Source organism: Arthrobacter sp. 147(2020), from assembly GCF_013116715.1.
Lineage (GTDB): Bacteria > Actinomycetota > Actinomycetes > Actinomycetales > Micrococcaceae > Arthrobacter_D.
In genome coordinates, this window is the sequence record NZ_JABFOM010000004.1 from 1 (window position 1) to 25200 (window position 25200).

The 25200-nt window shown below is 62.8% G+C and carries 16 protein-coding genes and 2 pseudogenes; 10 read left to right on the forward strand and 8 right to left on the reverse strand.

Annotated elements, in window-relative coordinates; translation table 11 throughout:
- The 4 genes and pseudogenes from HMI58_RS04445 to HMI58_RS04460 form a co-directional block, all read right to left on the reverse strand.
- Positions 1-418 (reverse strand): annotated as a pseudogene (locus HMI58_RS04445) (hypothetical protein); the annotation flags it as partial.
- A complete protein-coding gene (locus HMI58_RS04450; RefSeq protein ID WP_171618282.1) occupies positions 415-1698 on the reverse strand; it encodes a serine/threonine-protein kinase in 1284 nt (427 codons plus the stop codon). The pseudogene HMI58_RS04445 and the gene HMI58_RS04450, both read right to left, overlap by 4 nt.
- Positions 1699-1821: 123 nt before the next feature.
- Positions 1822-3234: an MFS transporter gene (locus HMI58_RS04455; protein WP_171586366.1), complete on the reverse strand. Its 1413-nt coding sequence runs from the start codon at positions 3232-3234 to the stop codon at positions 1822-1824.
- Positions 3235-3414: 180 nt separating this feature from the next.
- Positions 3415-4815, reverse strand: coding sequence for an NAD(P)H-quinone dehydrogenase (locus tag HMI58_RS04460; protein ID WP_171618283.1), 1401 nt, complete (start codon positions 4813-4815; stop codon positions 3415-3417).
- 127 nt (positions 4816-4942) lie between these two features.
- Between HMI58_RS04460 and HMI58_RS04465 the strand changes: the two genes are divergently transcribed.
- The 4 genes and pseudogenes from HMI58_RS04465 to HMI58_RS04480 all read left to right on the forward strand — a co-directional run bounded on the left by HMI58_RS04465 (position 4943) and on the right by HMI58_RS04480 (position 8306).
- Positions 4943-5746: a purine-nucleoside phosphorylase gene (locus tag HMI58_RS04465; RefSeq protein WP_171618369.1), complete on the forward strand. Its 804-nt coding sequence runs from the start codon at positions 4943-4945 to the stop codon at positions 5744-5746.
- Between the two features lie 26 nt (positions 5747-5772).
- Positions 5773-7509 carry a phospho-sugar mutase gene (locus HMI58_RS04470; protein ID WP_171618284.1) on the forward strand — a complete coding sequence of 579 codons (1737 nt, stop codon included), beginning with the start codon at positions 5773-5775 and terminating at the stop codon, positions 7507-7509.
- A gap of 179 nt (positions 7510-7688) precedes the next feature.
- Positions 7689-7946 (forward strand): annotated as a pseudogene (locus HMI58_RS04475) (winged helix-turn-helix domain-containing protein); the annotation flags it as partial.
- 78 nt (positions 7947-8024) lie between these two features.
- The gene (locus HMI58_RS04480) at positions 8025-8306 is read left to right on the forward strand and encodes a hypothetical protein (RefSeq protein ID WP_171586370.1); all 282 of its coding nucleotides are present in this window, start codon (positions 8025-8027) and stop codon (positions 8304-8306) included.
- A 114-nt stretch (positions 8307-8420) separates the two neighbouring features.
- Here the strand turns inward: HMI58_RS04480 and HMI58_RS04485 are convergent, their stop codons facing one another.
- The 4 genes from HMI58_RS04485 to HMI58_RS04500 form a co-directional block, all read right to left on the reverse strand.
- Positions 8421-9299: an aldehyde dehydrogenase family protein gene (locus HMI58_RS04485; RefSeq protein ID WP_171618285.1), complete on the reverse strand. Its 879-nt coding sequence runs from the start codon at positions 9297-9299 to the stop codon at positions 8421-8423.
- A complete protein-coding gene (locus tag HMI58_RS04490; RefSeq protein WP_171586372.1) occupies positions 9296-10801 on the reverse strand; it encodes an aldehyde dehydrogenase family protein in 1506 nt (501 codons plus the stop codon). Before HMI58_RS04490 ends, HMI58_RS04485 begins: the two co-directional genes overlap by 4 nt.
- Positions 10802-10812: 11 nt before the next feature.
- On the reverse strand, positions 10813-11832 hold the full coding sequence (deoC, locus tag HMI58_RS04495) for a deoxyribose-phosphate aldolase (RefSeq protein WP_171618286.1): 1020 nt from the start codon (positions 11830-11832) through the stop codon (positions 10813-10815).
- Positions 11833-12127: 295 nt separating this feature from the next.
- Positions 12128-15766 (reverse strand): PKD domain-containing protein, encoded by a 3639-nt coding sequence (locus tag HMI58_RS04500; RefSeq protein WP_171618287.1) that lies wholly within the window; start codon positions 15764-15766, stop codon positions 12128-12130.
- An 839-nt stretch (positions 15767-16605) separates the two neighbouring features.
- On the opposite strand from HMI58_RS04500, the gene HMI58_RS04505 reads away from it, so the two are divergent.
- From HMI58_RS04505 to HMI58_RS14915, 6 genes are all read left to right on the forward strand, one after another.
- Positions 16606-17652: a hypothetical protein gene (locus HMI58_RS04505; protein WP_171618288.1), complete on the forward strand. Its 1047-nt coding sequence runs from the start codon at positions 16606-16608 to the stop codon at positions 17650-17652.
- 200 nt (positions 17653-17852) lie between these two features.
- The gene (locus tag HMI58_RS04510) at positions 17853-18890 is read left to right on the forward strand and encodes a hypothetical protein (RefSeq protein WP_171618289.1); all 1038 of its coding nucleotides are present in this window, start codon (positions 17853-17855) and stop codon (positions 18888-18890) included.
- Positions 18891-18949: 59 nt separating this feature from the next.
- A complete protein-coding gene (locus HMI58_RS04515) occupies positions 18950-19831 on the forward strand; it encodes a hypothetical protein (protein WP_171618290.1) in 882 nt (293 codons plus the stop codon).
- Positions 19832-19844: 13 nt separating this feature from the next.
- Entirely contained in the window at positions 19845-20780 is a 936-nt protein-coding gene (locus tag HMI58_RS04520; RefSeq protein ID WP_171618291.1) for a glycosyltransferase family A protein, read from the forward strand.
- A gap of 1230 nt (positions 20781-22010) precedes the next feature.
- A complete protein-coding gene (locus tag HMI58_RS04530; protein ID WP_171618293.1) occupies positions 22011-23615 on the forward strand; it encodes a hypothetical protein in 1605 nt (534 codons plus the stop codon).
- Positions 23612-25162: an oligosaccharide flippase family protein gene (locus HMI58_RS14915; RefSeq protein ID WP_318779134.1), complete on the forward strand. Its 1551-nt coding sequence runs from the start codon at positions 23612-23614 to the stop codon at positions 25160-25162. Before HMI58_RS04530 ends, HMI58_RS14915 begins: the two co-directional genes overlap by 4 nt.
- Positions 25163-25200: the final 38 nt, after the last annotated feature.

Here is a 25200-nt window from a genome sequence, read left to right on the forward strand (position 1 = left end):
CGGCCGGGGTGGCCGGCGGGGGCACCGGCGTGTTCGTGGTCGGCTCGGGAGCGGGTGCCGGCCCGACGGGTCCGGTCTGGCCCACCTCGGCCGCGATGGCAAGGAGCAACTCGTCGATGGTCGACTGGATCTGGGTTGCCCGTTCGGCGGTGACAGTGCCTTGCCCGCGCGCCACGGTGACTTCCTGACGCAGTTCGGCGGCGAGCTGCGTGGCGGCTACCTGATCCCCGGCGGCCGCTGCAGTGGCAATCTCCCGGACCGAGGCCTGGAAGCTTGCCGCCGCGTCCGGGTCCAGCGCCGGCGCCCCACAGCCCGACAGGAGCAACGCGGCACCCAGCGATGCCGCCGCCCACTGACGGTGCGCCCGCCCAGCGCGGCCCCACGTAGGCGGTCTTCCCGGAACGTGTGCCCGGCTCATGGTTGCACCCTCTCGTAGAGCTCGTTCAGGAGTTCGCCAGTGGTGCCGGGTACCGAGGGAAGCTCCTCCATCGGCGCCTGGCCACCCAGGTTCAGGCCAAGAATGACAACCAGACCGACAACCACCACCGCGGCTGCAGCGAGCACACCCACCAGCCAGGTCCGGCGTCGGCCGGGTCGGGAAGTGCCGGACCGGGACCCTCCCGCCTGGCCGTGCGTGGAGGGGGCTCGGCCGGACCGGTCATGGCGGGGCTCATCACCAGTGGGCAGGGTGCGGGTACCCAGAGCGGTCCCCCGGGAGTCGTCAGCGGGCCAGAGGCCGGCCGACGACTGGGTCTCGGTGACGGCGGGCCCCGTCGCGAGGACAGTGGTGGGCGCTGGTTGCCGGGCGGGTTCGTCCGGCAGGGAGAGCTGAAATGGCCGGGCCACCGGGGTATCCGCGCGGAGGACCTCGGTGCGGGGCTCGGGTTCCTTCCACTGGGCGAACTCGGCGGCGACGGCACCGGCGGTGGGCCGGTCGTCGGGGTTGTCTGCTGTCATCCGTGACAGCAACGATTGCCAGGCTGGCCCGAGTCCAGCCGGAATTGCGGGCGGCCGGTGCAGCCTGGCGACAGCGGTTTCCAGGCTCGTCCCGGGGTAGGCCCGCGCACCGGTGAGGCATTCCAGCAGGACCAGCCCGAGCGAGTAGATGTCAGTCGGCGTTCCGACGGTCCCGCCACGCGCCTGTTCGGGACTGAGGTAGGCGGCGGTGCCGATCGTCTGGCCTGTGGCAGTCTGCCGGGCGGCGTCGTAGAAGCGGGCGATCCCGAAGTCGGTGAGCAGGTAGCCGAAAACCCCACTGTCAGGATCGGTGGTGCGGGTCAGGATGTTTGACGGTTTGATGTCGCGGTGCAGGATGCCTCGCTGGTGGATATACGCCAGCGTCCGGGCCACATCCCATCCGGCCGAGCGGACGGCGTCGGCTGGGAGCGGGCCGTCTGCCAGCAACGCCCCCAGATCGGGGCCCTCGACGAGTTCCATCACCAGGTAGGTTGACCCGGATGAGGTGCTCGACGAATCCATGTCCAGCACCCGCACCAGTCCCGGGTGGTGCAGTCCCGCAAGCAGCCGCGCCTCGTCCGATCCGCGGGAGACGCCGTCGGCGGCCCCTGGCCGGAACAGCTTCACCGCCACGTCCCGGCCGAGCCGGGTGTCCCGGGCGTGGTAGACCTCCGCCATCCCGCCGACGCCGACGACGCTGCCGAGGAGGTAGCGTCCGTCAGCCAGTGATTGGGTACTCATGCCGCCTCCGCTGGTTGATTTCCTGACCGATTCTACGTGGGACGCATTCCACGCCCCCAGCACCCGGTCACGACGACGGCGCGGCACCCGAGGGTGCCGCGCCGTTGTGAAGGGGTAAGACGGTTACGCCACGTTGTTGTCGTAGTCGTGGTCGCGGGTTTCCCTGCTGAGCCAGAGTGCGATGAATGTGGCAACAGCCGCTGCACTGAGGTACAGGCCCACCAGCAGCGTGCTGCCGTCGGCCAGTTGCCACAGGGCGATGGCGACGAACGACGCCGGTGCCGCACCGATGACGCTCGACATGTTGTAGGCGACCGCAGAACCGGTGTAGCGGACGTTGGCGGGGAACAGTTCCGGCAGGATCGCCGCCATGGGACCGAAGGTCAGGCCCATCAGGATGAAGCCGATGATCAGCAGGGCCATCGCACCGGTGGTGCCCGCACCGAACAGTGGCACCCAGGTGAACCCGAACAGCGCGATCCCGATGGTGGTGGCCATCAGCATCTTCCGGCGGCCGAACCTCTCGGCGAGCGGACCGGAGACGAGGGTGAAGATACCGAAGAACACGACACCGATGATGAGCATGATGAGGAAGTCACCGCGGGCGATACCCAGCCCGGGGACGAAGGCCTCGGCTGCAGCGTCGTCGAAGCCTCGCCCGGCCGCCTCGGCGGCGGCACGTGCGTCCTCGACCGATGCGGGGGTGGTGCCGAAGGTGAGGGTGAATGCGGTCATCAGGTAGAACAGCACGTAGGTGGCGAACATGATGAATGTGCCGAGCAGCAGGGGACGCCACTGGTGCTTGAAGACGCTGGCCAGGGGCAGCTTCACTACCTTGCCCTTGTCCTTCACCTGCTGGAAGGAGTGGCTTTCGATGAGCTTGAGCCGGACGTACAGTCCAACGATGACCAGCACGGCGCTGAGCAGGAACGGTACCCGCCAGCCCCAGGCCAGGAACTCCTCGTTGCTGAGGGTGGCGTTGAGGTAGACGAACAACAGGTTCGCGAGGATGAAACCGATCGGAGCACCCAGCTGCGGGAACGTGCCGTAGACGGCTCGCTTGTTCTTCGGTGCGTTTTCGGTGGCGAGCAGTGCGGCACCGCTCCATTCGCCGCCCAGGGCGAGACCCTGGAAGAAGCGCAGCAACACCAGCAGCGCGGGCGCCAGGATGATCCAGCCATCCACCTGCGCGGTCGGGAGCACACCGATGAGGAAGGTGGCGATACCCATGGTCAGCAGCGACGCGACCAGTGTCCCCTTGCGACCGATCCGGTCACCGTAGTGGCCAAAGATGATCGATCCGAGGGGGCGGGCCACAAACGCGACGCCGAAGACGGCGAAGGAGCTCAGGATCGCGTTCGCCGGGGTGGCGTCCGGGAAGAACAGCGCCGGAAAGACCAGCACCGACGCCGTGGCGTAAATATAGAAGTCATAGAACTCGATGGTGGTTCCGATGAGGCTCGCGAAGATGACGCGGCCCTTGGGATTCTTCGGCTTGGAAGCACCGGCGTCCACGGCGGACGGGGTTGTTGACATGTCTGCGGCTTTCTCTCACTACGGCGGGCCAAAGGCACCGCGATCAGGTGGCTGAATGCATCAATCAGACCAGCAAGGTCCAACAGGTGGATAAATTTGTCCAGTATGTGGACAGCGCAACTGAGAGCTAGGCTACAGCACCGCTGACCGTTAGGGCAGGGTGCAGGGAACTTTTTGTTTCTAGAGCCTGACGTGCAGGCGTCGTGCGGCTTCGGAGATTGAGCCGGTCAGCGACGGGTAGACGGTGAACGTGTTGGCTACATCGTCCACATGCAGCTTCTTCGTGACGGCCAGCGCCAAGGGGAATATCAACTCCGAGGCGCGGGGCCCGACGACGACACCGCCGATCACCGTTCCGGACCCCTTGCGGGAGATGATCTTCACAAATCCGTCGGTCACGTTCATCATCTTTGCGCGGGCGTTGGTGTGGAGGGAAAGCTTCACGACGTCGCCCTGGTAGCGGCCCGATTCCACGTCCGCCTCGGAAACCCCCACGGTGGCAATCTCTGGGGCAGTGAAAATATTGGAGGCAACCTGCTTGAGCTTCAGCGGGGTGACACTGTCACCCATCAGGTGGGCCATCGCGATACGGCCCTGCATGGCGGCCACCGATGCGAGCGCCAGCACCCCCGTGCAGTCCCCCGCCGCGTACACGTTCGGGGCCGAGGTGCGCGAGACACCGTCGACCTTGATGTGCCCCGACTCGGTGAGCTGGACTCCCGCATCCTCCAACCCGATGCCCGCGGTATTGGGGATGGAGCCGACCGCGATGAGGCAGTGGCTGCCCTCGACCGTCCGTCCGTCGGACAGGGTGACGACAACGCCGTCGCCCTGCCGCTGGACGCCCTGGGCACGGCACTCCGAGAGCACGGTCATGCCGCGGTTCCGGAACACGTTCTCAAGCACCTCGGCGGCGTCGGCGTCCTCGCCGGGGAGCACCCGGTCACGGCTCGAGATCAGGGTGACCTTCGAGCCGAGTCCGTCATAGGCGGATGCGAATTCAGCCCCCGTGACCCCTGAGCCGACCACAATAAGGTGCTCGGGTACTTCGGTGAGGGTGTAGATCTGGGTCCAGTTGAAGATCCGTTCACCGTCGGGCTGCGCCGTGGGCAGTTCCCGGGGGTGCGCACCAACCGACAGGAGGATGGCGTCAGCCTCGACCGTGGTGGTTTCGTCGCCGGCCGTGACCTCCAGGCGGTGGTTGTCGAGCAGTTTTCCCTCGCCGAGGAGGATCTTCACGCCCACCCGCTCCAGTGCACGGGAGATGTCAGCGGACTGCTCGGCGGCCAGGCGCAGCAGTCGTTCGTTGACCTGGCCCAGGTCCGCGTGGGCAGCCTTGGTGTTCTCAAATCGCACACCCAGCTCATGCGCGGAATCGACCCGGGCCATAATGTCAGCGGTGGCGATCAACGTCTTCGACGGCACCACGTCGGTGAGGACAGCTGCCCCGCCGAGCCCCTGGCGCTCCACGATGGTGACGCTGGCACCGAGAGAGGCAGCGACCATCGCCGCCTCGTATCCGCCGGGCCCGCCGCCCAGGATGGCAATTCGAAGGGCACTGAAATCTAGTTGGCTGGTCACAACTGACCATTCTGTCCTATCCCTGCTGCGCTCTCAAACGGTTAGGGCGGTCCGCGCACGTCCCCGCCGGTGGCAGCGGGCCGGGAACTGAGGGTAAGTTTGATCAGTGATCGAGAACTCCACGTCAATGACGCCGACCGACCCCTTCGACCTGGCACGCGCCGCGGCTGAGTTCATCGCCGCCGAGACCGGCGTCGCCAGCCACGATATTGCCCTGGTGCTGGGCTCGGGGTGGGGTGAAGCAGCCAACCTCATCGGGGAGACCACCCACACCCTCGAGGCATCGGACATCCCCGGGTTTTCCGCCCCCGCCGTGGAGGGACACGTGGGGACTGTGCGTTCGGTTCTGACGACGTCGGGCAAGCGCGCCCTGGTGGTCGGCTCCCGTACCCACTACTACGAGGGCAAGGGCGTCAGGGCAGTGGTCCACGGCGTCCGCACCGCGGCCGCCGCCGGGGCCAAGGTGATGGTGCTGACGAACGGCTGCGGCGGGCTGCAGGAACAGTGGACCCCCGGCACCCCGGTCCTGATCAGCGACCACCTGAACCTCACCGCCACCTCCCCCCTCGAGGGCGCCACCTTCGTGGACCTGACCGACCTCTACTCGTCTCGGATCCGCGACCTCGCCCGCGAGGTCGACCCGACCCTGGACGAGGGCGTGTACGCACAGTTCACAGGCCCCCACTACGAGACACCCGCCGAGGTCAGGTATGCGAGGACCATCGGCGCCGACCTGGTCGGCATGTCCACGGCGCTCGAAGCCATCGCTGCACGTCACGCCGGCATGGAAGTCTTCGGGATCTCGCTGGTCACCAACCTCGCGGCGGGCATCAGCGCAACACCGCTGAGCCACGCCGAGGTCATCGAATCCGGCGCCGCCGCCGGACCCCGCATTTCACGCCTGCTTGCTGACATCATCAGCCGGCTCTAGAACCTGACCAAAGGTAACCAGAAGTCATGACGCACGCCGACCACCAACCACTCCTCGATGCTGCCCACGCCTGGGCCGCCGAGGATCCGGATCCGCAGACGACGGCGGAACTTCAGGCACTCCTGGAGCGGTACGCCGACGACGACAGCGCCACCATGGTGGTCCAGGAACTGCAGGACCGTTTCAGCGGCCCGCTCCTCTTCGGCACCGCCGGCCTGCGGGCCGCCCTCGGAGCCGGGCCCAACCGGATGAACCGCGTGGTGGTGCGCCGGGCAGCTGCCGGCGTTGCCGCCTACGTGCTCGGGATCGCCGACGGCGCCTACACCCCCCGTGCCGTCGTCGGATTCGATGCCCGCCACAATTCCCGCATCTTCGCTGAGGAGACGGCGGCGGTCTTCACTGCCGTCGGCATCCAGACCTTCCTGATGCCGACCGAGCTGCCGACCCCGGTGCTCGCCTACGCGGTCCGCGCACTCGAATGCGAGGTGGGGGTGATGGTGACGGCCAGCCACAACCCGCCCCAGGACAACGGCTACAAGGTGTACCTGGGCGGACGTGCCGTCGACGACGCTGGACGGGGCGCCCAGATCGTCGCCCCGCAGGACACCGAGATCGCCGACCGGATCGCAGCGATCGGCAGCCTGGACAGCATCGTGCTGGCGCCCGAGGGTTGGAACATTCTGCCCGGGAGCATCGCCAAGGACTACGTGACCGCTGTGGTCGGCCTTGCTGACCGCGAGAGGTTCCCAGACCGGGACCTGTCCATCGTGTTGACGCCCATGCACGGCGTGGGCGGACAGACCGCGCAGGACGTCCTGGCCGCAGCAGGCTTCGGGTCAGTCCACGTTGTCGCCGAGCAGGCCGAGCCGGACCCCGACTTCCCGACCGTCGACTTCCCCAACCCCGAGGAGCCGGGCGCCCTCGACCTTGCCCTGGCGGCAGCTGTAGCCCAGGACGCCGACCTGGTGCTGGCCAACGACCCCGACGCCGACCGGGTTGCGGTTGCAGCGAAGGATCCGGCCACCGGTGAGTGGAGGATGCTCCGTGGGGACGAGACCGGGGCGCTGCTCGGCCAGCACCTCGCCGCCCGCCTGGTCCAGGACACCGCGTCCGACGCTCCCGCACCGGTTTTCGCCAACTCGATTGTCTCCTCACGGTTGCTGGCAGGTATCGCAGCGGCGGCCGGCATCGCCCACACCGAAACCCTCACCGGGTTCAAGTGGATCTCCCGTGTGCCCTCCCTGGCCTACGGCTACGAGGAGGCGCTGGGTTACTGTGTGGCCCCCGAGAAGGTCAGGGACAAGGACGGCATTTCCGCGGCCCTGCTGATGGCCGAGCTGGCAGCAGCCACCAAGGCGGCTGGCCGGACCCTGTTCGATCTGCTGGACGACCTGTCACTGTTGCACGGGTTGCACGCCAGCGACCAGCTGTCCGTCAGGGTCGGCAGCCTCGGACTGCTGGGCGCCATGATGAACCGGCTGCGGGAAAACCCGCCGCAGGCCTTCGCCGACTCAGCGGTCGACGTCGTCCAGGACCTCCTCCTGGGCCAAGCCGGGCTTCCCCCCACCGATGGGCTGCTGTTCCTCACCCGGGACAACACCCGCGTGATCATCCGCCCCTCCGGTACCGAACCCAAGCTGAAGTGCTACCTCGAGGTGGTGGAACCGGTCGAGTCCGCCGCTGAGCTGGAGGACGCCAAGGTCACCGCGCGGGCACGCCTGGACGCGGTGCTCAGGGACGTCGAGGAGTCGCTGGGCCTGTAGGCGGGTGCCCACTGTTGTTTTTCGGCGTTCACGTCCGCGAAACACCTGGGCAATCAGGGCTACCTACGGTGAAGTGGTCCAGCCGCCGTTCCAGCCCCGGAGATCGACCAATGCAGCTCGCAGCCCCCACTGGCTCCCCCTCCCTGTCCCGCCGGGCGGTCCGGTACGAGGGTTCTTACGGCAGCATTGAACTCCGCGGCAGCACCCTGCGCATCAACGGGGCTCCGGTCCGCCTGGCACCGGCGCCGTTGGCCGTCTTCGGAGCGCTCCTCGAAGCCCGTGGTGCGGTCCTGACGAGAGCCCATCTGGCGTCGATACTCCCGGGCGTCGCGGACGCGCACGCCCTCGATATGACGGTCAGCCGGCTGCGGAAGGCACTCCCCGATCCCCGGCTGGTCGCGACGGTGGTGAAACGCGGTTACCGGATACCGGTCTGAGCGCCGCTGCGCCGCCTCGCGCCCGCGTGCAGTTATGGTTAAGGGAGTATCGTTTTCGCACATCTTCGAGGAGACTCAATGGCACACCCCACGACTTCGGCATCCTCGGAGCGGTCCGCTCCAGCCAAGCAGCCCACCCACTCCGGGGAAGGCCACCTCGTCAACAACCTGGTGACGTTCGCAGTGATGATGGTCATGTTCCTCGGATCGATTTTCGCCCTGACCTTCTTCGACCAGAGCAACGTCTGGGCTTTCGCCGTGTGCCTGGGCCTGTTCTTCCTGGCCTTCTGGGTACCGCAGACTCTCCTCGGGCGCTCCGACACCGGTCCTACCCTTGCCAAGGGCGACCGCAAGGCCTAACCCGGGGCGCACAACAACCGCACACAAAAGTGGCGGACCAGCAGGACAGTGGTTGAGCAACCACTCCCCTGCAGGTCCGCCACTTTTGTGTGAGCGGGATCCAGACCGGTAGGCCTAGATCAGGCCCTTGGTATGCCAGACTGTCTTCGTCTCGGTGAAGAAGGTGATCCGGTCGATCGAGGGGGCGCCGGCGTCGGGCCCGGTCTCCGGGGGCAGCACCCGCTTGAGCGTTTCCGCCGCCGTGATCTGCAGGTCCACCCAGTCGAGGTGCTCGGCACCGAGCAGGTCCAGTGCGTTCACATCAGCGTGGGAGGCCAGCCAGGGCGCGATTTCCGCTGGCGAGCCGCTGAGGATGTTCACGACGCCGGCAGGCACGTCGGAGGTGGCCAGCACTTCTCCGAGGCTGAGCGCAGCGAGGGGTGCCCGCTCGTTGCCGATGACCACCACGGTGTTGCCGCTGACCAGCACGGGGGCGACGGCCCGAACGAAGCCGAGCAGCGAGCCGGATCCCTGCGGTGCGATGACCGCCACCACGCCGGTGGGCTCGGGGGTGGACAGGTTGAAGTAGGGGCCGGACACCGGGTTGGCATTACCCGCCACCTGCACGTACTTGTCAGCCCAGCCGGCGTACCAGACCCACAGGTCAATGGCCTCGTCGACCTGGGCAGTCGCGGCAGCGGCCGATACACCCTCGGACGCCGCAATCTCGTCGGCGAACTGGGCACGGCGCCCATCGAGCACCTCAGCGATGCGGTACAGCACCTGGCCCCGGTTGTACCCGGAGGTACCGGCCCAGCCGCTGACAGCCCCGCGGGCGGCGGTGACGGCGTCGCGCGCGTCCTTGCGCGAGCCCTTGGCCGCGTTGACGGTGTTCAACAGGGGTCCACCCTTCTTGGTCGGTACCTCGTAGACGCGTCCGGATTCGCTGCGGACAAACTTGCCGCCGATGTAGAGCTTGTAGGTCTTCGGTACGCCTAGCCGTGCAGCGCTCATTTGGAGCCTCCCAGTGGGGTCTTGGACATGAGGGCCGAGACAACCGATTTCTCAGCGGTGCCCGACGACGCCGGTGCGAGGTAGGCACCCAGACCGTGGCGGCCACCCTCCCTGCCGTAGCCGGATTCCTTGTAGCCGCCGAACGGTGAGGCGGGATCGAACTTGTTGAAGGTGTTGGCCCAGATCACACCGGCACGCAGCTTGTCGGCGACAGCCAGCACGCGGCTGCCCTTGTCCGACCAGATGCCAGCCGACAGCCCGTAGGGGGTGTTGTTGGCCTTCGCGATCGCCTCGGCAGGGGTGCGGAAGGTCAGCACCGAGAGCACCGGCCCGAAGATCTCGTCCCGGGCAATGCGGTGGCTGGTGGACACGTTGGTGAAAATGGTCGGCGGGAACCAGAAGCCCTGCTGTGGCAGGTTACTGTCGGGGCTCCACCGGGTGGCGCCCTCCTGCTCCCCAATGTCGGAGAGTTCACGCATCCGGCCGAGCTGGGACGCCGAGTTGATCGCCCCAATGTCGGTGTTCTTGTCGAGGGGGTCACCGACGCGCAGGGTGGACAGCCGGGCCTTCAGCCGGTCGACCACCTCGTCGTGGATCGATTCCTGCACCAGCAAGCGGGACCCGGCACAGCAGACCTGCCCCTGGTTGAAGAAGATCCCGTTGACGATGCCCTCGATGGCCTGGTCGATCGGCGCATCGTCGAACACGATGTTCGCGCCCTTGCCGCCCAGTTCGAGGGTGAGCTTCTTGCCGGTGCCGGCGGTTGACCGGGCGATGGACCGTCCGACGGCGGTGGAACCGGTGAAGGCGACCTTGTTGACGTCGGGATGGTTGACCAGCGCTGAGCCGGTGGGGCCGGCACCGGTGACAATGTTGACGACACCCGCTGGCAGGTCGGCCTGCTGCAGGATCTCGGCGAACAGCATGGCGGTCAGGGACGTGGTCTCCGCAGGCTTGAGGACCACTGTGTTGCCGGCGGCAAGGGCCGGGGCGATCTTCCACGCCAGCATCAGCAGCGGGAAGTTCCACGGAATCACCTGGGCAGCGACACCCAGCGAGCGGGGGTTGGGGCCCATCCCGGCGTGGTCGAGCTTGTCGGCCCAGCCGGCGTAGTAGAAGAACCAGGCGGCGACCAGGGGCACGTCGACGTCGCGGCTTTCCTTGATCGGCTTGCCGTTGTCGAGGGTTTCGGCGACCGCCAGTTCACGGGCGCGTTCCTGCACCAGGCGGGCGATCCGGAACAGGTACTTCCCCCGGTCGGTGCCGGAGAGTTTCGACCAGGTCTTTTCATAGGCGCGTCGGGCGGCGGCGACGGCGGCGTCGACGTCGGCCTCGCTGGCGCACGAAATGGTGGTGATCTTCTGCTCGGTGGCAGGTGAGATGGTAGTGAAGGATTCGCCGTTGCCGGGAACGAACTCACCGTTGATGAACAGGCCGTACTCGCTCTTGAGGTCCAGGATGGCCGTGGACTCCGGGGCGGGTGCGTACTCGAGAAAAGTCATGGGTTGGATCCTTAGTCGATCGTGACGTAGGCAGGGCCGGAGTAGCTGCCGCTGGTGAGCTTCTGACGCTGCAGGAGCACGTCATTGAGAAGGCTGGAGGCGCCGAAGCGGAACCGGTCCGGCTGAAGCCAGTCCTCCCCCACCGTTTCGGCGACGGTGACCAGGTACTTGATGGCGTCCTTGGAGGTTCGGATGCCGCCGGCAGGCTTCACCCCGATCTTCTCCCCGGTGAGCCGGTGCCAGTCGCGAACCACTTCAAGCATCGACAGGGTGACCGGGAGGGTCGCCGCTGGGGCTACCTTGCCGGTGGAGGTCTTGATGAAGTCGCCGCCGGCCAGGATCGACAGCCACGAGGCGCGCCGGATGTTGTCGTAGGTGTTGAGCTCCCCGGTCTCGAGGATCACCTTCAGGTGGGCGTAGGAGCCATCGGCGCGGCGGCAGGCTTCCTTCACCGCAACGATCTCGTCGAAGACCAGGCCGTAGCGCCCTGACAGAAAAGCACCGCGGTCAATGACCATGTCGATCTCGTCCGCACCGGCTGCCACCGCGTCGGCGGTGTCGGAGAGCTTGACCGACCGTGAGGCCCGCCCACTGGGGAACGCCGTGGCGACCGCTGCGACGTTGATCCTGCCGGCGGCGTCGGCGTCGTGGGCCCTGCCCAGCGCCTCCACGGCGTGGGGCACCATGTCTCCGTACACGCAGACTGCTGCGACACGGGGGGTGGACAGGTCGTCGGCGTCGGGGACCAGCGCCTTGGCGACGAGGGATCTCACCTTGCCCGGCGTATCTGCACCCTCCAGGGTGGTCAGGTCGATCAGGGAGATGATCTTGTCGAGGGCCCAGGCCTTGGAGGTGGTCTTGATCGACCGGGTCCCGAGGGACGCTGCACGTGCCTCAAGGCCTACGGCGTCGACGCCGGCGATGCCTTCGAGGTAGCGTTTCAGGGCCTTCTCGGTCAGGTCCCCGCCGATCACTTCCAGTGCCCGTGACGCAGGCGCTATAGCGGTGCTCCCGGTGGCAGTAGTTTCCATCGTTGAGTGTTCTCCGTACTTCGGTTCGGTGCCACGGCGGGACGGTTCCCACAGTCGGGCGACAGGGCCGCGGCGACGCTGCTGAACGGCTGGTTTCCGCAGGCTGTGGGACAGGGGGTCATACCCGTGTGGTCGCGTTCGACTTTACCACCGCGCTCCGGGCACAGCGATGCGCTCCGGCTTGCGCGACGGGGTATAGCTGGCCACAAGATTGCCCAAGAACGAGAACAGCGGACCCCTCCACGATCCGTGATCGTGAGGGCCCGCTGTTCCTTTTGCTATATCGCTCCGCTGGCTAAGGCGAACTAGGTTTGATGACGACGGTGCCCATCACGGCGTTGCCCGTGGCGCTGTTCGCGGTTGCGGTCAACCCACCCGCGGTGGGCACGCTGACAGGCCCGTTACTGTCTCCCGCGAGCCAGCTCATATGCCCGGCACCCGTACCCGCTCCGGTCTGCCGAACTGTCACCCCACCGGGAGCAGTCCAGCCGGTGGTGGCAGCAGTTTTGTCCGCCCAATAGGACAACACCCAGTCACCAGCCGCCGCAGGCAAGGATGGAGTCGTGTGCTGTGCACGGCTGACGGTTTCCGTCTCCAGGTCAAAGGAGGCCGCGGCAATCTGCGCCCCACGGTACACAGCAATGACGAGAGTCCCGCGGTTAAAGTTTGCCGTGCGCACCGATACCGTGGATCCCGCATCGGCTGCGGTGGCGATCCGCCCGTACATCACGGACCGCATCGAGGTGGTGGCACCTTCAGCCGATACGTCCCATCCCGGGGGGTGCGTAAGCCCCACCGTTCCCGAGTTTGTGGAGAACATCGCCACCATCACATCACCTGCCTGAACCTGGGCTGGCACGGTGGCACTGTGTATGGCTGCCGACCCGGAGTTGCTGCTTGCCGCTGATGCCACAAACGTGACCGGTGTCGTCGGTTCCGTCTCACCGCTCACCACGATGCTCCGCGAAACGGTTCCCGTCGCCCCAGCGTTATCCGTCACGGTCAACGTCACGTCATAACTACCCGCCTCAGGAAAAGTACGCGTAACAATTTCCCCCTCGGCTGCAGGCCCACCCGCGAAAGCCCACACATGGCTACTGACTTCACCGTCGGGGTCCGACGAATCGGACCCGTCGAACGTACAGGTCAACTCCACACAGGAATCAGTGAAGCTTGCCGTCGGCGCCTCATTCACCGGTGGAGCGGCGCTGACGGTCACCTCCTGCGTGGTCGAGGATGTGGCACCGTCATCGTCAGTGACCGTAAGAGTCACGTCGTAGGTTCCAGCCGATGCAAACTCCCGGGTGAAGACTGCTGCCGTCCCGGATCCGCCGTCGCTGCTGGTCCAGGCGTACGACCCGATGGTCCCGTCTGAATCGGTCGACCCCGCGCCATCAAACGTGCACTCAAGGCCATCACATGCCTGGGTGAAGCTGGCCGACGGCGGCTCATTGCCCGGCGGAGGAGCCGTTCCTGGCTTGGCGATCAGAGCCTTCGCCGTCCAGTTGGTGCCATCCAGGGCCGGACCACTCACGGTGGAGGACGTTCCGGAAACGGTTCCGTCACCTACCGACTCCGTCCAGTCCAAGGCATTCAGATTGCCGTCCGCGGAAGCCCAATACAACGTGTCGTCGGCCAGGAACATGCCCCGCACGTTGCTCCAGGTCGTACCGCCCGTCGGGCCGGCAATAGTGAACCGCTGGGCCCCGACAATCCCACTGTCAATCTCGAAGTGCCGCATAAACAGACTGGTTTGGCCTGCCAGCGTGAAATAAATGCGGCCATTGGAGTAGAACAGCCCCGTCATCGACTGCATTTCATTCGCGAAGTTCGCCAGGCCGTTCAAATTGACGACTGTGGGTGCGCCAATCTGTGATCCGTTAAAGGATCGTTGATGAAGTTCCCCGTTGGCCATTGCAAGATACATGGATCCGGCGGCCACGAACCCGCCGCGCACACTGTCCCACAGGACGGCACCCGTCACAGTCGGGCTAGCCTCTGCCCCCTCACCACCCGTGAAATACAACTGGCTCAGCTGGTTGGCTTGGCCGGGATCAGGAGCGGGCGCATCAAGATCGAAAATCTCGATCGCATTGACCAGAGGATTTTCAATGACATGAAGGAATTCGACGTCCACTGTGCCGTCGCTGGTGATATCCCGCGTGAGCATGGTTCCCGTATCGTGACCCACGCTGGCGTTGATGTCATAGTTCTCGAAGGCCATCTGGCCGTCGACCGTCATTGAGAACACTCTGGAACCATTGGCCTGGGTACAGGAGCAGCGGTCCGAAAGGTAGATTCTCACCTGGATGTCCTTGCCCGCGGTTACGGGGAACGACCATTTCATCTCGGGTGCGCTTCCTGCGTCCCAGCGTTCGGTCGAGAATACCGACCGGGGAGTACCGGCAGGCACGGCCCCAGTAACCTGCGGAACAGCGGCGTAGGCCGCAGCGCTGCCCGTATTTCGATAGGTGCTGCCCGGCGGGACAACATCGCCAACCCAGTCCGGCCCTGCGTCAATGGACGGGATAGTATCGCCGCCTGCATTGACCCGGTAGAGGTACCGCGGATCCACCGAGCCATTCGGGCTGCCGCTCTGCAGCACATCAACTGGTAACGCGGGTGCCGAAGCCTTCGGTATTGCCGTTCCACCGGCCAGCGGGAACAGGGCGATCTTCGCACGATATTGGTATCGTGCGATGCGATCTGTGTCGGACCCGACCCACAATCCTTGCGACGTTGCGAGAAGATCGAAGACACCACGGCCACGGTCCCTGCCAGGATTCCACTGCATCGGCAGTCCGCTGAGTGCGCTCAGCGCCCCGATGCCTTCCCGCTCTACGGCACCTGGCCCGACAGCGTCAGCGCGGAACGGGTTGTTCATCCAACGATTGTGTCCGCCGAAGTAGACAGTATCTCCGGTTGCTTCCAGGGCGTAAACGCTGTCACCACCTGTGTAATCCACCCACACCGGGTCGATGGCGGGCCCGCGAGCGTCGGTCTGCCACCGGGATACGGTATCGCAGAGGGTCGGCGGACCGCTGCCGTACCCGCCCATGGAGCCCAGCACGAAGTAGGATCCGTCGGGCGAAATGTCAAGGTCGTTCAGGTAGTACGCGAAGACGGAGTAGCAATTCGGCTTCCACCGATTGGTTTGCCAGTCCGCCACCGTTGATGTGGCCGAAGACAAATCAACCATTCCCACCTGAACTCGATCCAGGCCATTCATGGACGTGAAATTTCCGGTCACCACCATGGTCCGACCATCCGGGGTGACGTCAAACTTGTGGACGAAGGTGTTCCCGCCGAGGTGGGTCCCGGCGAAGACGATGTTGGTGTTGGTGCGAAGGGCACCGGAGACAGGATCCAGTTCGGCGAGCGCGGTCCGTGCCTGGCCCCTGACGGCGGTGAATTCTCCGCCGATGAAGAGCCGGTTACCGGAGAGTTTCATGTCGTGGACGACTGCGTTGATATTCCCCGCATTGAATGCGGTGATTCGGGCTCCGTTGCTCAGAGCAAGCCGCACCACCTTCGGGGTGCTGGCACCATTGAGCATTCCAAACTGCCCACCGATGTAGACCGACTGCCCATCCGCGGCGGCGACCACGCTGCGCACGGTGTTGTTGAACTGCGGCGCAAAACCGGTGCTGATCTGACCGTTGTTCTTGTTGAACGCAACGACACCGTTGCGCGTCAAGACGGGTCCGCCGGCACTGGCCTGAACCTGAGTAAATGACCCCCCGAGAACAATCGTGTCACCGACCTCGGCGACTGAGAGCACAATTCCATCAAGCACATGGGGCGTGTAGTTGACGGGTGTTGAACGGACCACCGATGACAGAGTCTGTTCTGATGCGGTTGCTGCTCCGGGAATCGCGACACCGAAGCCAGCAACCATTAGCAACCCAAGAAGGATCGAAATGAATCTTTGCACTGACATTCCTCTTCCAGTTTTGGCTTACGCCAGAGCGGAATTGCCGCACCCCCTTGTGCAGCAAACTGAGACCGGACGAGGCCTCGGATGCATCATTATGTGATCAAACATTTCTAAAATAAACACTCAAAGCGCGGATCTGATACTGGTCTTTCGTCAACCGCTACTCGCTTTTCGGACGGCCATACCGGTAGTCACCGACCAGCCGATCGGTTCCGAGGCGATCCTCGCTGAAAAGGCGACCGGTTCCGGGGCCTAGCTGCCCAGGTTGAGCTCGAATTTCCGTGAATCGTCGCCCGCAGCACTGATCTTCAGCGCCGCTGGCTGTCCACGCCTGCGATGTCCGCCCCTCCCACTGTTCCGCGACGGAATACTCGACGAACACGTCGCACCACTCTCGTAGGCCACTCCCAAAAAGGTGGTGATCGCACTATGCTTTCGATCACCGAACATGAATCAAATGAAAATACGAGGGAATCTTGGATCTGGGGACAAGAGGGCACGGTCGGCCGCGTCTTCCGGCTGCCCGGTCAACGAGCCGCTTGTTCCCTTCCTTAGGCCCGTCCTGGCCATTCGTCTTGTTCTTCGCCGGTTTCCCACTTTGGTGGGCTCTCGGCTTTGGGGTACTGGGATTCCTGCTGATGGCAGTCCCTCTTGGCTACCACCTGCTCCGTAGACGGGCGCTCAGGGTCCCACCGGGCTTCGGTGTCTGGCTGCTATTCCTCACAGTCGTCTGTATCGGGTTCTTCGTTCTCTGGGAACCGGTCCCCGGACTGCTTCCAGAAGCTGGCGCCCAACGCATCTTGCCGTGGGCTTATCGCGTCGTATGGTTTGTTTCGGTGACCATTGTCCTCCTCTTCATCGGCAACAGCTCGGAGAAGGAGCTTCCGACAAAGCGCGTCGTCCTCTTGATGGCATGGATGTTTGTCATCACCGTGGCCGGAGGCTACGCTGGCCAATTCTTGTACCGGATTGACTTTCCCTCACTGCTCGAAATCGTTCTCCCCCGCTCGGTCGCGTCTAACAATTTCCTCAATAACCTCATTCACCCAGGGTTAGCTCAAGTACAGAGCATATTGGGGTACGAGAACCCGCGTCCGAAGGCTCCATTCGAGTACGCCAACTCGTGGGGAGCAAACTTCGGGATGTTCCTGCCGTTTTTCATGCTGTCGTATATTTACACCAAAACCACCACCCAGCGAATCATCTTCGCTGTTATTTTAGTTGCTGCAATTCCACCGGTAATTTTCTCGCTCAATCGAGGGTTGTGGTTCGCGCTGCTAGTAATGGCAGTATTTGCGAGCGTTCGTCTTGCGATAAAGGGAAAGTGGTTAGCAGTCGTAGGTCTCGGCCTAGTGGCGGTCGCCTCCTATCTGGTCTTATTGCTGACTCCCTTGGTAGACCTCATTTTCGCCCGTCTGGATAATCCCCACAGCGATGAGGGACGGTCCAACCTGGCGGACACTGTTCTGCAACTGGTGGTTTCATACTCGCCAGTCGTGGGGTTCGGCGCACCCCGTGCCCGACAAAGTAACTTTTTCTCGATCGCAGGAGGTGCAACAGCCGATTGCGCCCAGTGCGCTCCTCCTCAGTTGGGCACCCAAGGCGCACTGTGGTATCTGATTTTCGCCACGGGTTTCCTCGGTCTAGCTCTATTCGTCTTTTTCATTGTCCGAAGCACCATACCTGCGCTCAGACACCCGGAACCGACAGCTTCCGCCATGGTCTACCCGACATTGTTCTTCTTCTGTGTCATTCCCTTTTACGACACTATTTCTGCACCCCTCATGACCTTGATGATAGGTATCGGTCTGCTCTGGCGGCTTGAACGGCAGCGCGCTGTGCCAGCCCCCCATCACATCTCGACCTCGAAGGAGTCCCCCTGATGCGGACAAAGAGACGAAGCCAGCCGCTCATAGACCTAATCGCAACCCTGGAGGACCTGTACCCGGGATCCTCTGTTGACGTTGGATGGGCTTCATCAAATGGCACGGAATTTCGGCTTGTTCCGGGCCCCCGCCGTCCCCGCATAGTGGTACCCGCAAAGTCCCGCCGCGCAGCATCAGAGGCGATAAATCGCCCCAGCATGAACGACAGTTTCTGGCGCTCAGCGCCTCGCCGCCTGCTGTCTACTGCCTTGTCCACCGGCTTTGGTTCGGCACTGATGCCGTTAGGGCTGTCGGTTGGCCCGTCTCCGGATTCGATCAGCGTCTACCTGTCGGAGGCAGTGGGAGAACCGGTGCTGCTTTCGCTCACTGTCGGCGCTGCACGAGCCAACAGGAAACCTATCCTCAACGTTCACCGAAGCGATGGTACGGAGATAGGGTTCGCGAAAGTTGGACTGACCCCGCTCTCGAACCGCCTGGTAGCGCATGAGCACCGTGCGCTGCTGTCTTTGGTCTCCGCCGCGCCGGACGGCTTCACAGCACCCACCCCGCTCCATCACGGCGTCTGGCGCGGCAACCAAGTGTTGTTGATGTCCGCCCTTCGCTCAGACAGACAACAGGTCAACGGGCAGTTGCCGATCGAGGCGGCAGCACAAATTGCTGCAACGACGAAAATCCAGGTCGTTTCCATTGAATCCAGCGGGTGGGTTGCGGAACTTTGTCGCTCCGTCGAACAGTTCCGTGCCACCGAGGACGAGCGGCTGGCCTTGGCTCTGGACCGGTTCGTCCAGACTTACGGAGACCTTGAGCTCCCCTTTGGTGCCTGGCACGGCGATTTTGGTCCGTGGAACCTTGCCTTGACGTCCGCCGCACCGATGATCTGGGACTGGGAACGATACGATCTCGAAGTGCCTGTGGGCAGCGACGTGATCCATTACGTGTCACATCAAGCACTAAGACGGCAGGGTGATCTGAGTGCTGCCAGGAAGGTTTTGGAGGATTCATGCCGACCGGCCCTGCGCCAAGTCTTGAGGGCCGCAGGTCTTCCTGGCTTCGCCAACAACCCGATGGCACTTGACGCGATTGTCATTGCGTACCTGCTAACTATTGCCGTTCGGTTCACCTCGGACAGCCTCACCCCCCAAGGCCGACCAGTCCAGGCTTTGGCCAGATGGCATCAGTTGGTCATTTCCGACCAACTGGAACGCACTGTGACACGAGCGCTTGAACGACCTTAGTCAGGGGACACGTATATGAACTATCTCTTTGTTGCACGCCGTAGTGGGACCATAAGCCGATGATCACCCGAGGGGATCTCTACCTGCCGGTCGAGGGGCTGAGCCCTTCCGCTGAAGTCCAATCCGGTCATCGGATCGGGTTCGCCCGGCGGCACTGGGTTCTCTTCGTTGTCTTGACTACGCTCTCTCTGACTGTGGGCTTGACCCTCCACTATCAGAGCGAGCCACGCTACACGGCGCGGACCGACGTTGTGGTCCTCGCCGTATCGGACCTAGCGACCGAAAGTTCAAGGCCGGCTGACGTTTCCATTGACTCCGCAGTACAGGTGCTCCTTTCTGACCGGGTCCTCGGTGAAACCGCACGAGCGCTTGAATACCCCGGCCGTTCCAGTGGGTTGCTCAACGACATGACTATCTCTCCCATAGTCAATTCCCGCATCTTGCGGATTTACGTTTCATCCCTGCAGCCGGAGGTTGCCTACAATGCCGTCAACACCCTGGCCGAAGATTTTCTCAGAGCCCGCCAAGTCTCTTTGTTGGCCGCTGACAACACCCGTTCTGAATCTATTCAGGCGCAAATCGAGTCCATCGACCTCAGCCTCGAACAATTGGACAATCGAGTCTTCCTCACGGACGATAGTGCGGCTGATTCCACTGCTGAATTGACAGATGAACGGGCTGCCCTTCAAACAGAACTTGCTGCCATTGCCGTCAACGTACCGGAACCAGGTTACATATCGCATATGGACCCAATGCCTACCGACAGTGGGCGGACCGGGCTTCCGATCATTGCAGCGTCTTCTGTGGCGCTTGGCTTTGCTCTGGCAGCGCTGATCGGGGTGTGGCGAGATCGTCGCACCACCCCACGACGCCGCCTCAACCAACCAGCCCAGAAGTTCGCCAACGGAACGGCTACCACCGGTTCCTCACGGCCCCGATAGATTGGCTATTCGCGTGACCCATCCTGAAAATATCCCGACCGGTATGGTCGATGTGATCGTCGCGACTCGTGACCGACATGAACTACTCCTGGAATGCATCGACGGCATTCTCCAGCAGACCTATACCGGCCGAATCCGCATTACCGTGGTCTATGATCGCAGTGTCCAGCGACCAGGTCTCGAACTGAACTCGGACCTCCGCCAGGTTCGGGTCATGGACAACCATCGCAAGCCCGGGCTGCCAGGATCACGAAACTCTGGCCTTCTGGCTGCCGAGGCCCCTCTCGTCGCTTTCTGCGACGACGACGACAAGTGGAGGCCTGACAAGTTGGTGCGCCAGATAGCTGCCATCCTCGAGAACGAGACCATAGGGTGCGTGAGCGGTATTGAGGTGCACTACGGAGACAAACGGATCACGCGGATTCCTGCGGTGAGCCAGATCACTCAGGACGGGTTAGCCACTAGCCGCCTGACGGGCGCCCACCCGTCCACCTACCTGTTCAATAGGGAGTACCTGTTGAGTGAGGTCGGTCTTGTCGATGAGGAACTACCGTACGGATATGGCGAGGACTATGACCTGCTGGTGCGCGTGGCGCAACGCGGTCGTATAGCTGTCCTTCAAGAGGTGACCGCCGACATTCTTTGGCACCCCGACGGCTCATATTTCTCGCAACGGTGGGAAGCGATGGCGGACGGAGTCGATTATCTTCTGAAGAAGCACCCGTTCATTAGTGCCAGCAGAACCGGCGCAGCCTGGATGGAAGGTCAGCGAGCCTTCGCGCTGGCAGCACTGGGAAATCGACGCCGAGAAGCAGTCCGCTCTGCCACTAAGTCCCTGTCCCACAGCCTCGGCGAACCAAGGGCCTACTTGGCCCTGGCCATGACCATCAACTTGATCCGGCCAAGGACAGTTCTGAAAGTTCTGAACTCGCGCGGGCGCGGTATCTAGCTCGGCAGGCGGGCCCGCCTGAGCCGATAACCCAGCCGCATTGGCAGGCTGAGAAGCCCGGCAACTCGCCGATCACGCGCTGGCATCTGTTCTTGCCAATCCGAATCCTTCCGGATAGGTAATGTTCCGGTGCGAAAGCGCATAGGATTGCCGGCCACAGTGTGGTGCGCGGACAGGACGACCGCGCTATCGGTAATGTGTGAGGTATCGGTCTCCCACGGTTTCATACCTGCGAAGGAGAGTATTTCGTCAATTGTTTGCCGCGGCCGGGCCATGAACTCCTCATAGTGCACCGTTTTCACGGGAACACGCAGCAGCGATAGGGCATGGAAAAGGGCCCCGTAGATGGACCAGTTGAAGACCGCAGCAGCGGTGGAGTAGCGGGGCATATACGCTTCAGCCGAACCAGTCTCGGGTCGTTTGACAACTTTCGCCCACGAATAAGCTACTCCCCTGGGGTCTCTCACAACCAGAACGCATTTAAGGTGGACCGATGACCGTCGCAGTAAATAAGCGTAGGCTGGGTGCTTGCTTGAATCGATCAGGAGACTGGCGCCGCCGAGACTCTGGGCGGCACCGTACATGGCGTCGAGACGACGCAGCAACCTCTCTCGCTGCATTCGGCGCGTGGGACCTGTGAAACCGGTGATCAGCTCCACCAGATATCGATTACGCACCACGGATGTGCGATCCCGCAGTGCGGTAGAAGAGTCAATGCTGTCCCATCCGGCAAAAGCCTGCTGACCTACTGCAGTCCAAAATGGGCATTCAGAGAACGGCCGCGAGCAGCCGCATAAATCGTCGTCACGAAGCCCCCGCTCCCACAAGTGGAGAACCTCGCCCAATCCAGTGACATTCGGGCATTCAGCCAGGCAACGCTCCAAGAGGGTGGACCCGCTCCTCCCGAACCCTCCGAGCATTAGGACGGTTGGAGCGTTGTCCTCGCGCTGTCGGTCCTGTTCTTCTTTCGCAACACGCAGAGCTGGTCTTCTGAACATGGCGAGCCGTTTCCCCTATCCGGATCAGTGTCCCCGAGTGCTCCGGAACGATTGATCTCAATTCTGTCCCGATGGACCAGGCAAGACGGTGCCAATTCATGGTTTGCTGGGCCGCTACAGGACCGAGACAATTCGTTGTCAATATTCCGTCGTTTGGGCAGTTGGTTATGTCAGAATAGTCCAAGCAGCCATACTTCGGGTCGTTCGGTACGACAAATTGTGGGGAAAGTATATGTTTGATGATTCCACCGCCCGTTCTGCCTTTTTCACCCGTGCAATCAGCAGGCAGTGGCAAGTCCTCGCAGCAGCTATCGTGGTCGGCCTGTTGGTGGCAGCGGCTTATGTGACCACCAACGCCGCGAAGTACTCATCGACGAGCATCGTGTTCCTGGAACCGCTCGCAGGTAATCCGTATTCGCCTGCTACTCCGCCGTCCCGTGCTGAACAGTTGGCCGCACTCACTACAGAGGCCGGTCTCGTCTACACGGACGCAGTTGTTGATTTGGCCTCGGAAATTGGAACGACTCAGGGTCGCGACCTTGGGGCCAACATCAGAAACAATGTTGTCACCGAAGTTCCGTCGAACTCACAAGTGGTTCAAATCACCTACACCGAGTCCACTCCCGAGCTCGCCCAGGCAGGCTCACAGGCCCTGGCTGAGGCCTATCTCCAGTACCGCAAGGTGCGCGCGACGCGGGTCGTGGAAGCCCGCAGCGAATTGAGCACCCAACAACTTGAGTCCATCTCGGCCCTTCTCGATGGAGCAACTGAGGCTCTCAACGCCGCAAGTGAACTCCCCGAGAGCGATCAAGCTGAAGCCCTGGACTTGGAACAGCAAGTCATCCTCTATGCGAATCAGCTTGCACAGGTCCGCCTGGATCAGACCGATGCAGCCGCCACGTCGATCTTGCCGGGCGATATCATTAGCCCGGCCCCTCTTCCGTCAAGTCGAGATGGCGCCCATCCGCTATTGGTTGCTACGGGTATTCTCCTGATGACAATATTTGCCGGCATCCTCTTGGCACTCATCCGTGAGCATGCCGATAAGAGGATCCACAACAGCCAGGACCTCGTGGCGTCCGGCGTTACACCGATCCTGGGTGGAAGTAACCTTGAGCTCAACAGGTCTGATGATTCGGCGACGCGTGAAAAGTACCGTCGCGTGTACAACTCCTTACGCCACCTGACCACCACGCCGCATAATGTCCTGATGATTTCTGGCGCTTCAAACCAGACTCCTACCTGGGAAGTTGCGGCGGGTATAGCCGAAGCACTCGAGGAGGCTGGCCTACCGGTAACTCTCGTGCTGGCCTCCGAAGGCGCTCCGAACATCACAGACCCCGAGTCGGCAGGACTGACCGATCTCTTGTCCGGGCGGCATCGGTCTGCGAGCGCGCACGAGCTTTTAGTGGAAGTATCTGGGCTCATATCTCTTCTCGGAGTCGGAACGCAGCCGAATCGGCTGGGATCGCTCGTTCAAAGTCACTCGCTTGAGACCGTCTTTGTAGACCTCAACAGCTCTGGACTGGTCATCATTGCCGGCCCATCGGTGAATTCGGCTACTGGAGGGGCACTGGCCCGAGTGTCATCAGCAGTTCTTTTGGTTATCGAGGAGAACGAGACAGAGATGTTCGAGGTGGTGACAGCCCGGGAGGCCCTCGAACAAACCCGGACGGAGGTCGTGGGTGGAGTGCTGCTCCGCTCATCGAAGAGGTCATCGAAGAGGTCACGGAAGCCTGTCGAAGGGTCAATCTTCAACCTCCGAGGGCAGGATCCGACTCCGAGGCATGCCTCGGTATCGACCGAGGCCGGTCTGCAGCACCCGACTCATACGTGAGGAGCGAAGAGCTACCGTCAGCCAAACCCGGAGGTCCTGACGGGAAAACTGCCGTTTCAACGATCGCGAGGTCGGGTGGCGCGAACCTCATGGGCGCCGCGATTTCCGCACTGGCGAGTTTTGCGATCGTTATTCTGGTCTCACGAATGTGGAGCCTGGAGGTCGCGGGTTCCCTATTCGCAGTAACTTCAATCTTTCTCATCGTGCTCGCGCTGTCCCAATTGGGAATCGATCAAGGGCTGGTCAGGTTTATTGCCTGGAATACAGCACGGGGCGACGGCGGTCATAACCGCCACCTGATCACCCGCGGCCTGGGCGTTGCACTTGGGACAAGTGTTGTCATGCTGTTGGTCGGGCTTGCCTTGGCACGCCCCCTCAGCCGCCTATTGGACGGAGACGGCAATTCCGAGGCAATTCACTCGATTATTGTGGTTTTTGTTGTCGCCTTGCCGGTGGCAGCCGCGTACGAACTACTCCTAGCCATCACGCGTGGTCTGGCAAAGATGCGACCGACCATTCTGGTTGACAGGATATTCCGACCCTTACTGCAGCTGGGAGCAGTAGCGTACGCCGGTATCACAGGAGCTGATTCCGGCGGACTTGCACTGGCCTGGACTGCACCCTATGGGGTGGGCCTAATGTGTGCACTAATTGGCCTGTGGCTGATCCGACGTGCAGACCCCGGGGTTTTCACATCTGCACCGTCTATCAACAGAAAGGCAATCTCGTCGGAGTTCTGGCGTTTCACCATCCCCAGGGGCTTCACCCGCCTTGCACAAGTAGGGCTTCAGCGAGCCGATATCGCTATTGTTGTCATCGTTGCTGGCCCCGACGCAGGGGCGCTTTATACGGCGGCCACGCGGTTCCTTGTCATGGGGCAGCTTGCAGCCAGCGCGATACAGCAAGTCAGTGAGCCACAAGTAGCCAGGCTGTTGGCCGTACAGGATATCGATGGCACGGCAATGGTTGCGCGTCGGCTCACAGTGTGGACAGTCCTGCTCACCTGGCCAATCTACTTGGTCATAGCGGTCTACGCCGAGTTCCTGCTGGAGCTTCTGTTTGGCAGCGCTTACGGTGAAGGGGCACTCAGCCTACAGATCCTTGCTCTAGCGATGTTGTTCGCTACCGCCATGGGCCCGCTTGACGTTCTCCTCCTGATGGCGGGGCGCAGCAGCCTTTCGCTCATCAATACGATGACAGCACTTATTGTCGATGTTGCCGGGTGCCTCCTCCTCATTCCCCACCTCGGCATCACCGGGGCCGCGATCGCTTGGGCAGCTGCGATCCTTGTCAAGAATGTGTTGTGTTTCATCCAGGTGAAGCGATCACTCGGCATCACGCCAGCATCGAGGGAAATGGCGGTGGTATCTCTAACCCTCGGCGTACTATTTGGAGCGCTACCTTGGCTCTCCCATCATCTTGTGTCAGTTCACTCCTCCGTTGAAGTGGGAGTGCTTTGTGCGGTCACGACTGGTTATCTCACCCTTGTGTGGCTGCGGCGGGGGCAGCTTTTGGCTGGCCGTTCACGGGCCCTTCCACTTGGCTAAGGGGTTGCCGCTCGCACAGGAAGCGCGTCCGCGTAACA

What these genes read in the sequence shown, in the direction of transcription:
- HMI58_RS04450 (WP_171618282.1), bottom strand. Translation starts at nt 1,698, where the DNA reads ATGAGTACCCAATCACTGGCTGACGGACGCTACCTCCTCGGCAGCGTC.
- HMI58_RS04490 (WP_171586372.1), bottom strand. Translation starts at nt 10,801, where the DNA reads ATGACTTTTCTCGAGTACGCACCCGCCCCGGAGTCCACGGCCATCCTG.
- deoC (WP_171618286.1), bottom strand. Translation starts at nt 11,832, where the DNA reads ATGGAAACTACTGCCACCGGGAGCACCGCTATAGCGCCTGCGTCACGG.
- HMI58_RS04455 (WP_171586366.1), bottom strand. Translation starts at nt 3,234, where the DNA reads ATGTCAACAACCCCGTCCGCCGTGGACGCCGGTGCTTCCAAGCCGAAG.
- HMI58_RS04510 (WP_171618289.1), top strand. Translation starts at nt 17,853, where the DNA reads ATGAACGACAGTTTCTGGCGCTCAGCGCCTCGCCGCCTGCTGTCTACT.
- HMI58_RS04485 (WP_171618285.1), bottom strand. Translation starts at nt 9,299, where the DNA reads ATGAGCGCTGCACGGCTAGGCGTACCGAAGACCTACAAGCTCTACATC.
- HMI58_RS04530 (WP_171618293.1), top strand. Translation starts at nt 22,011, where the DNA reads ATGTTTGATGATTCCACCGCCCGTTCTGCCTTTTTCACCCGTGCAATC.
- HMI58_RS04465 (WP_171618369.1), top strand. Translation starts at nt 4,943, where the DNA reads ATGACGCCGACCGACCCCTTCGACCTGGCACGCGCCGCGGCTGAGTTC.
- HMI58_RS04470 (WP_171618284.1), top strand. Translation starts at nt 5,773, where the DNA reads ATGACGCACGCCGACCACCAACCACTCCTCGATGCTGCCCACGCCTGG.
- HMI58_RS04515 (WP_171618290.1), top strand. Translation starts at nt 18,950, where the DNA reads ATGATCACCCGAGGGGATCTCTACCTGCCGGTCGAGGGGCTGAGCCCT.
- HMI58_RS04480 (WP_171586370.1), top strand. Translation starts at nt 8,025, where the DNA reads ATGGCACACCCCACGACTTCGGCATCCTCGGAGCGGTCCGCTCCAGCC.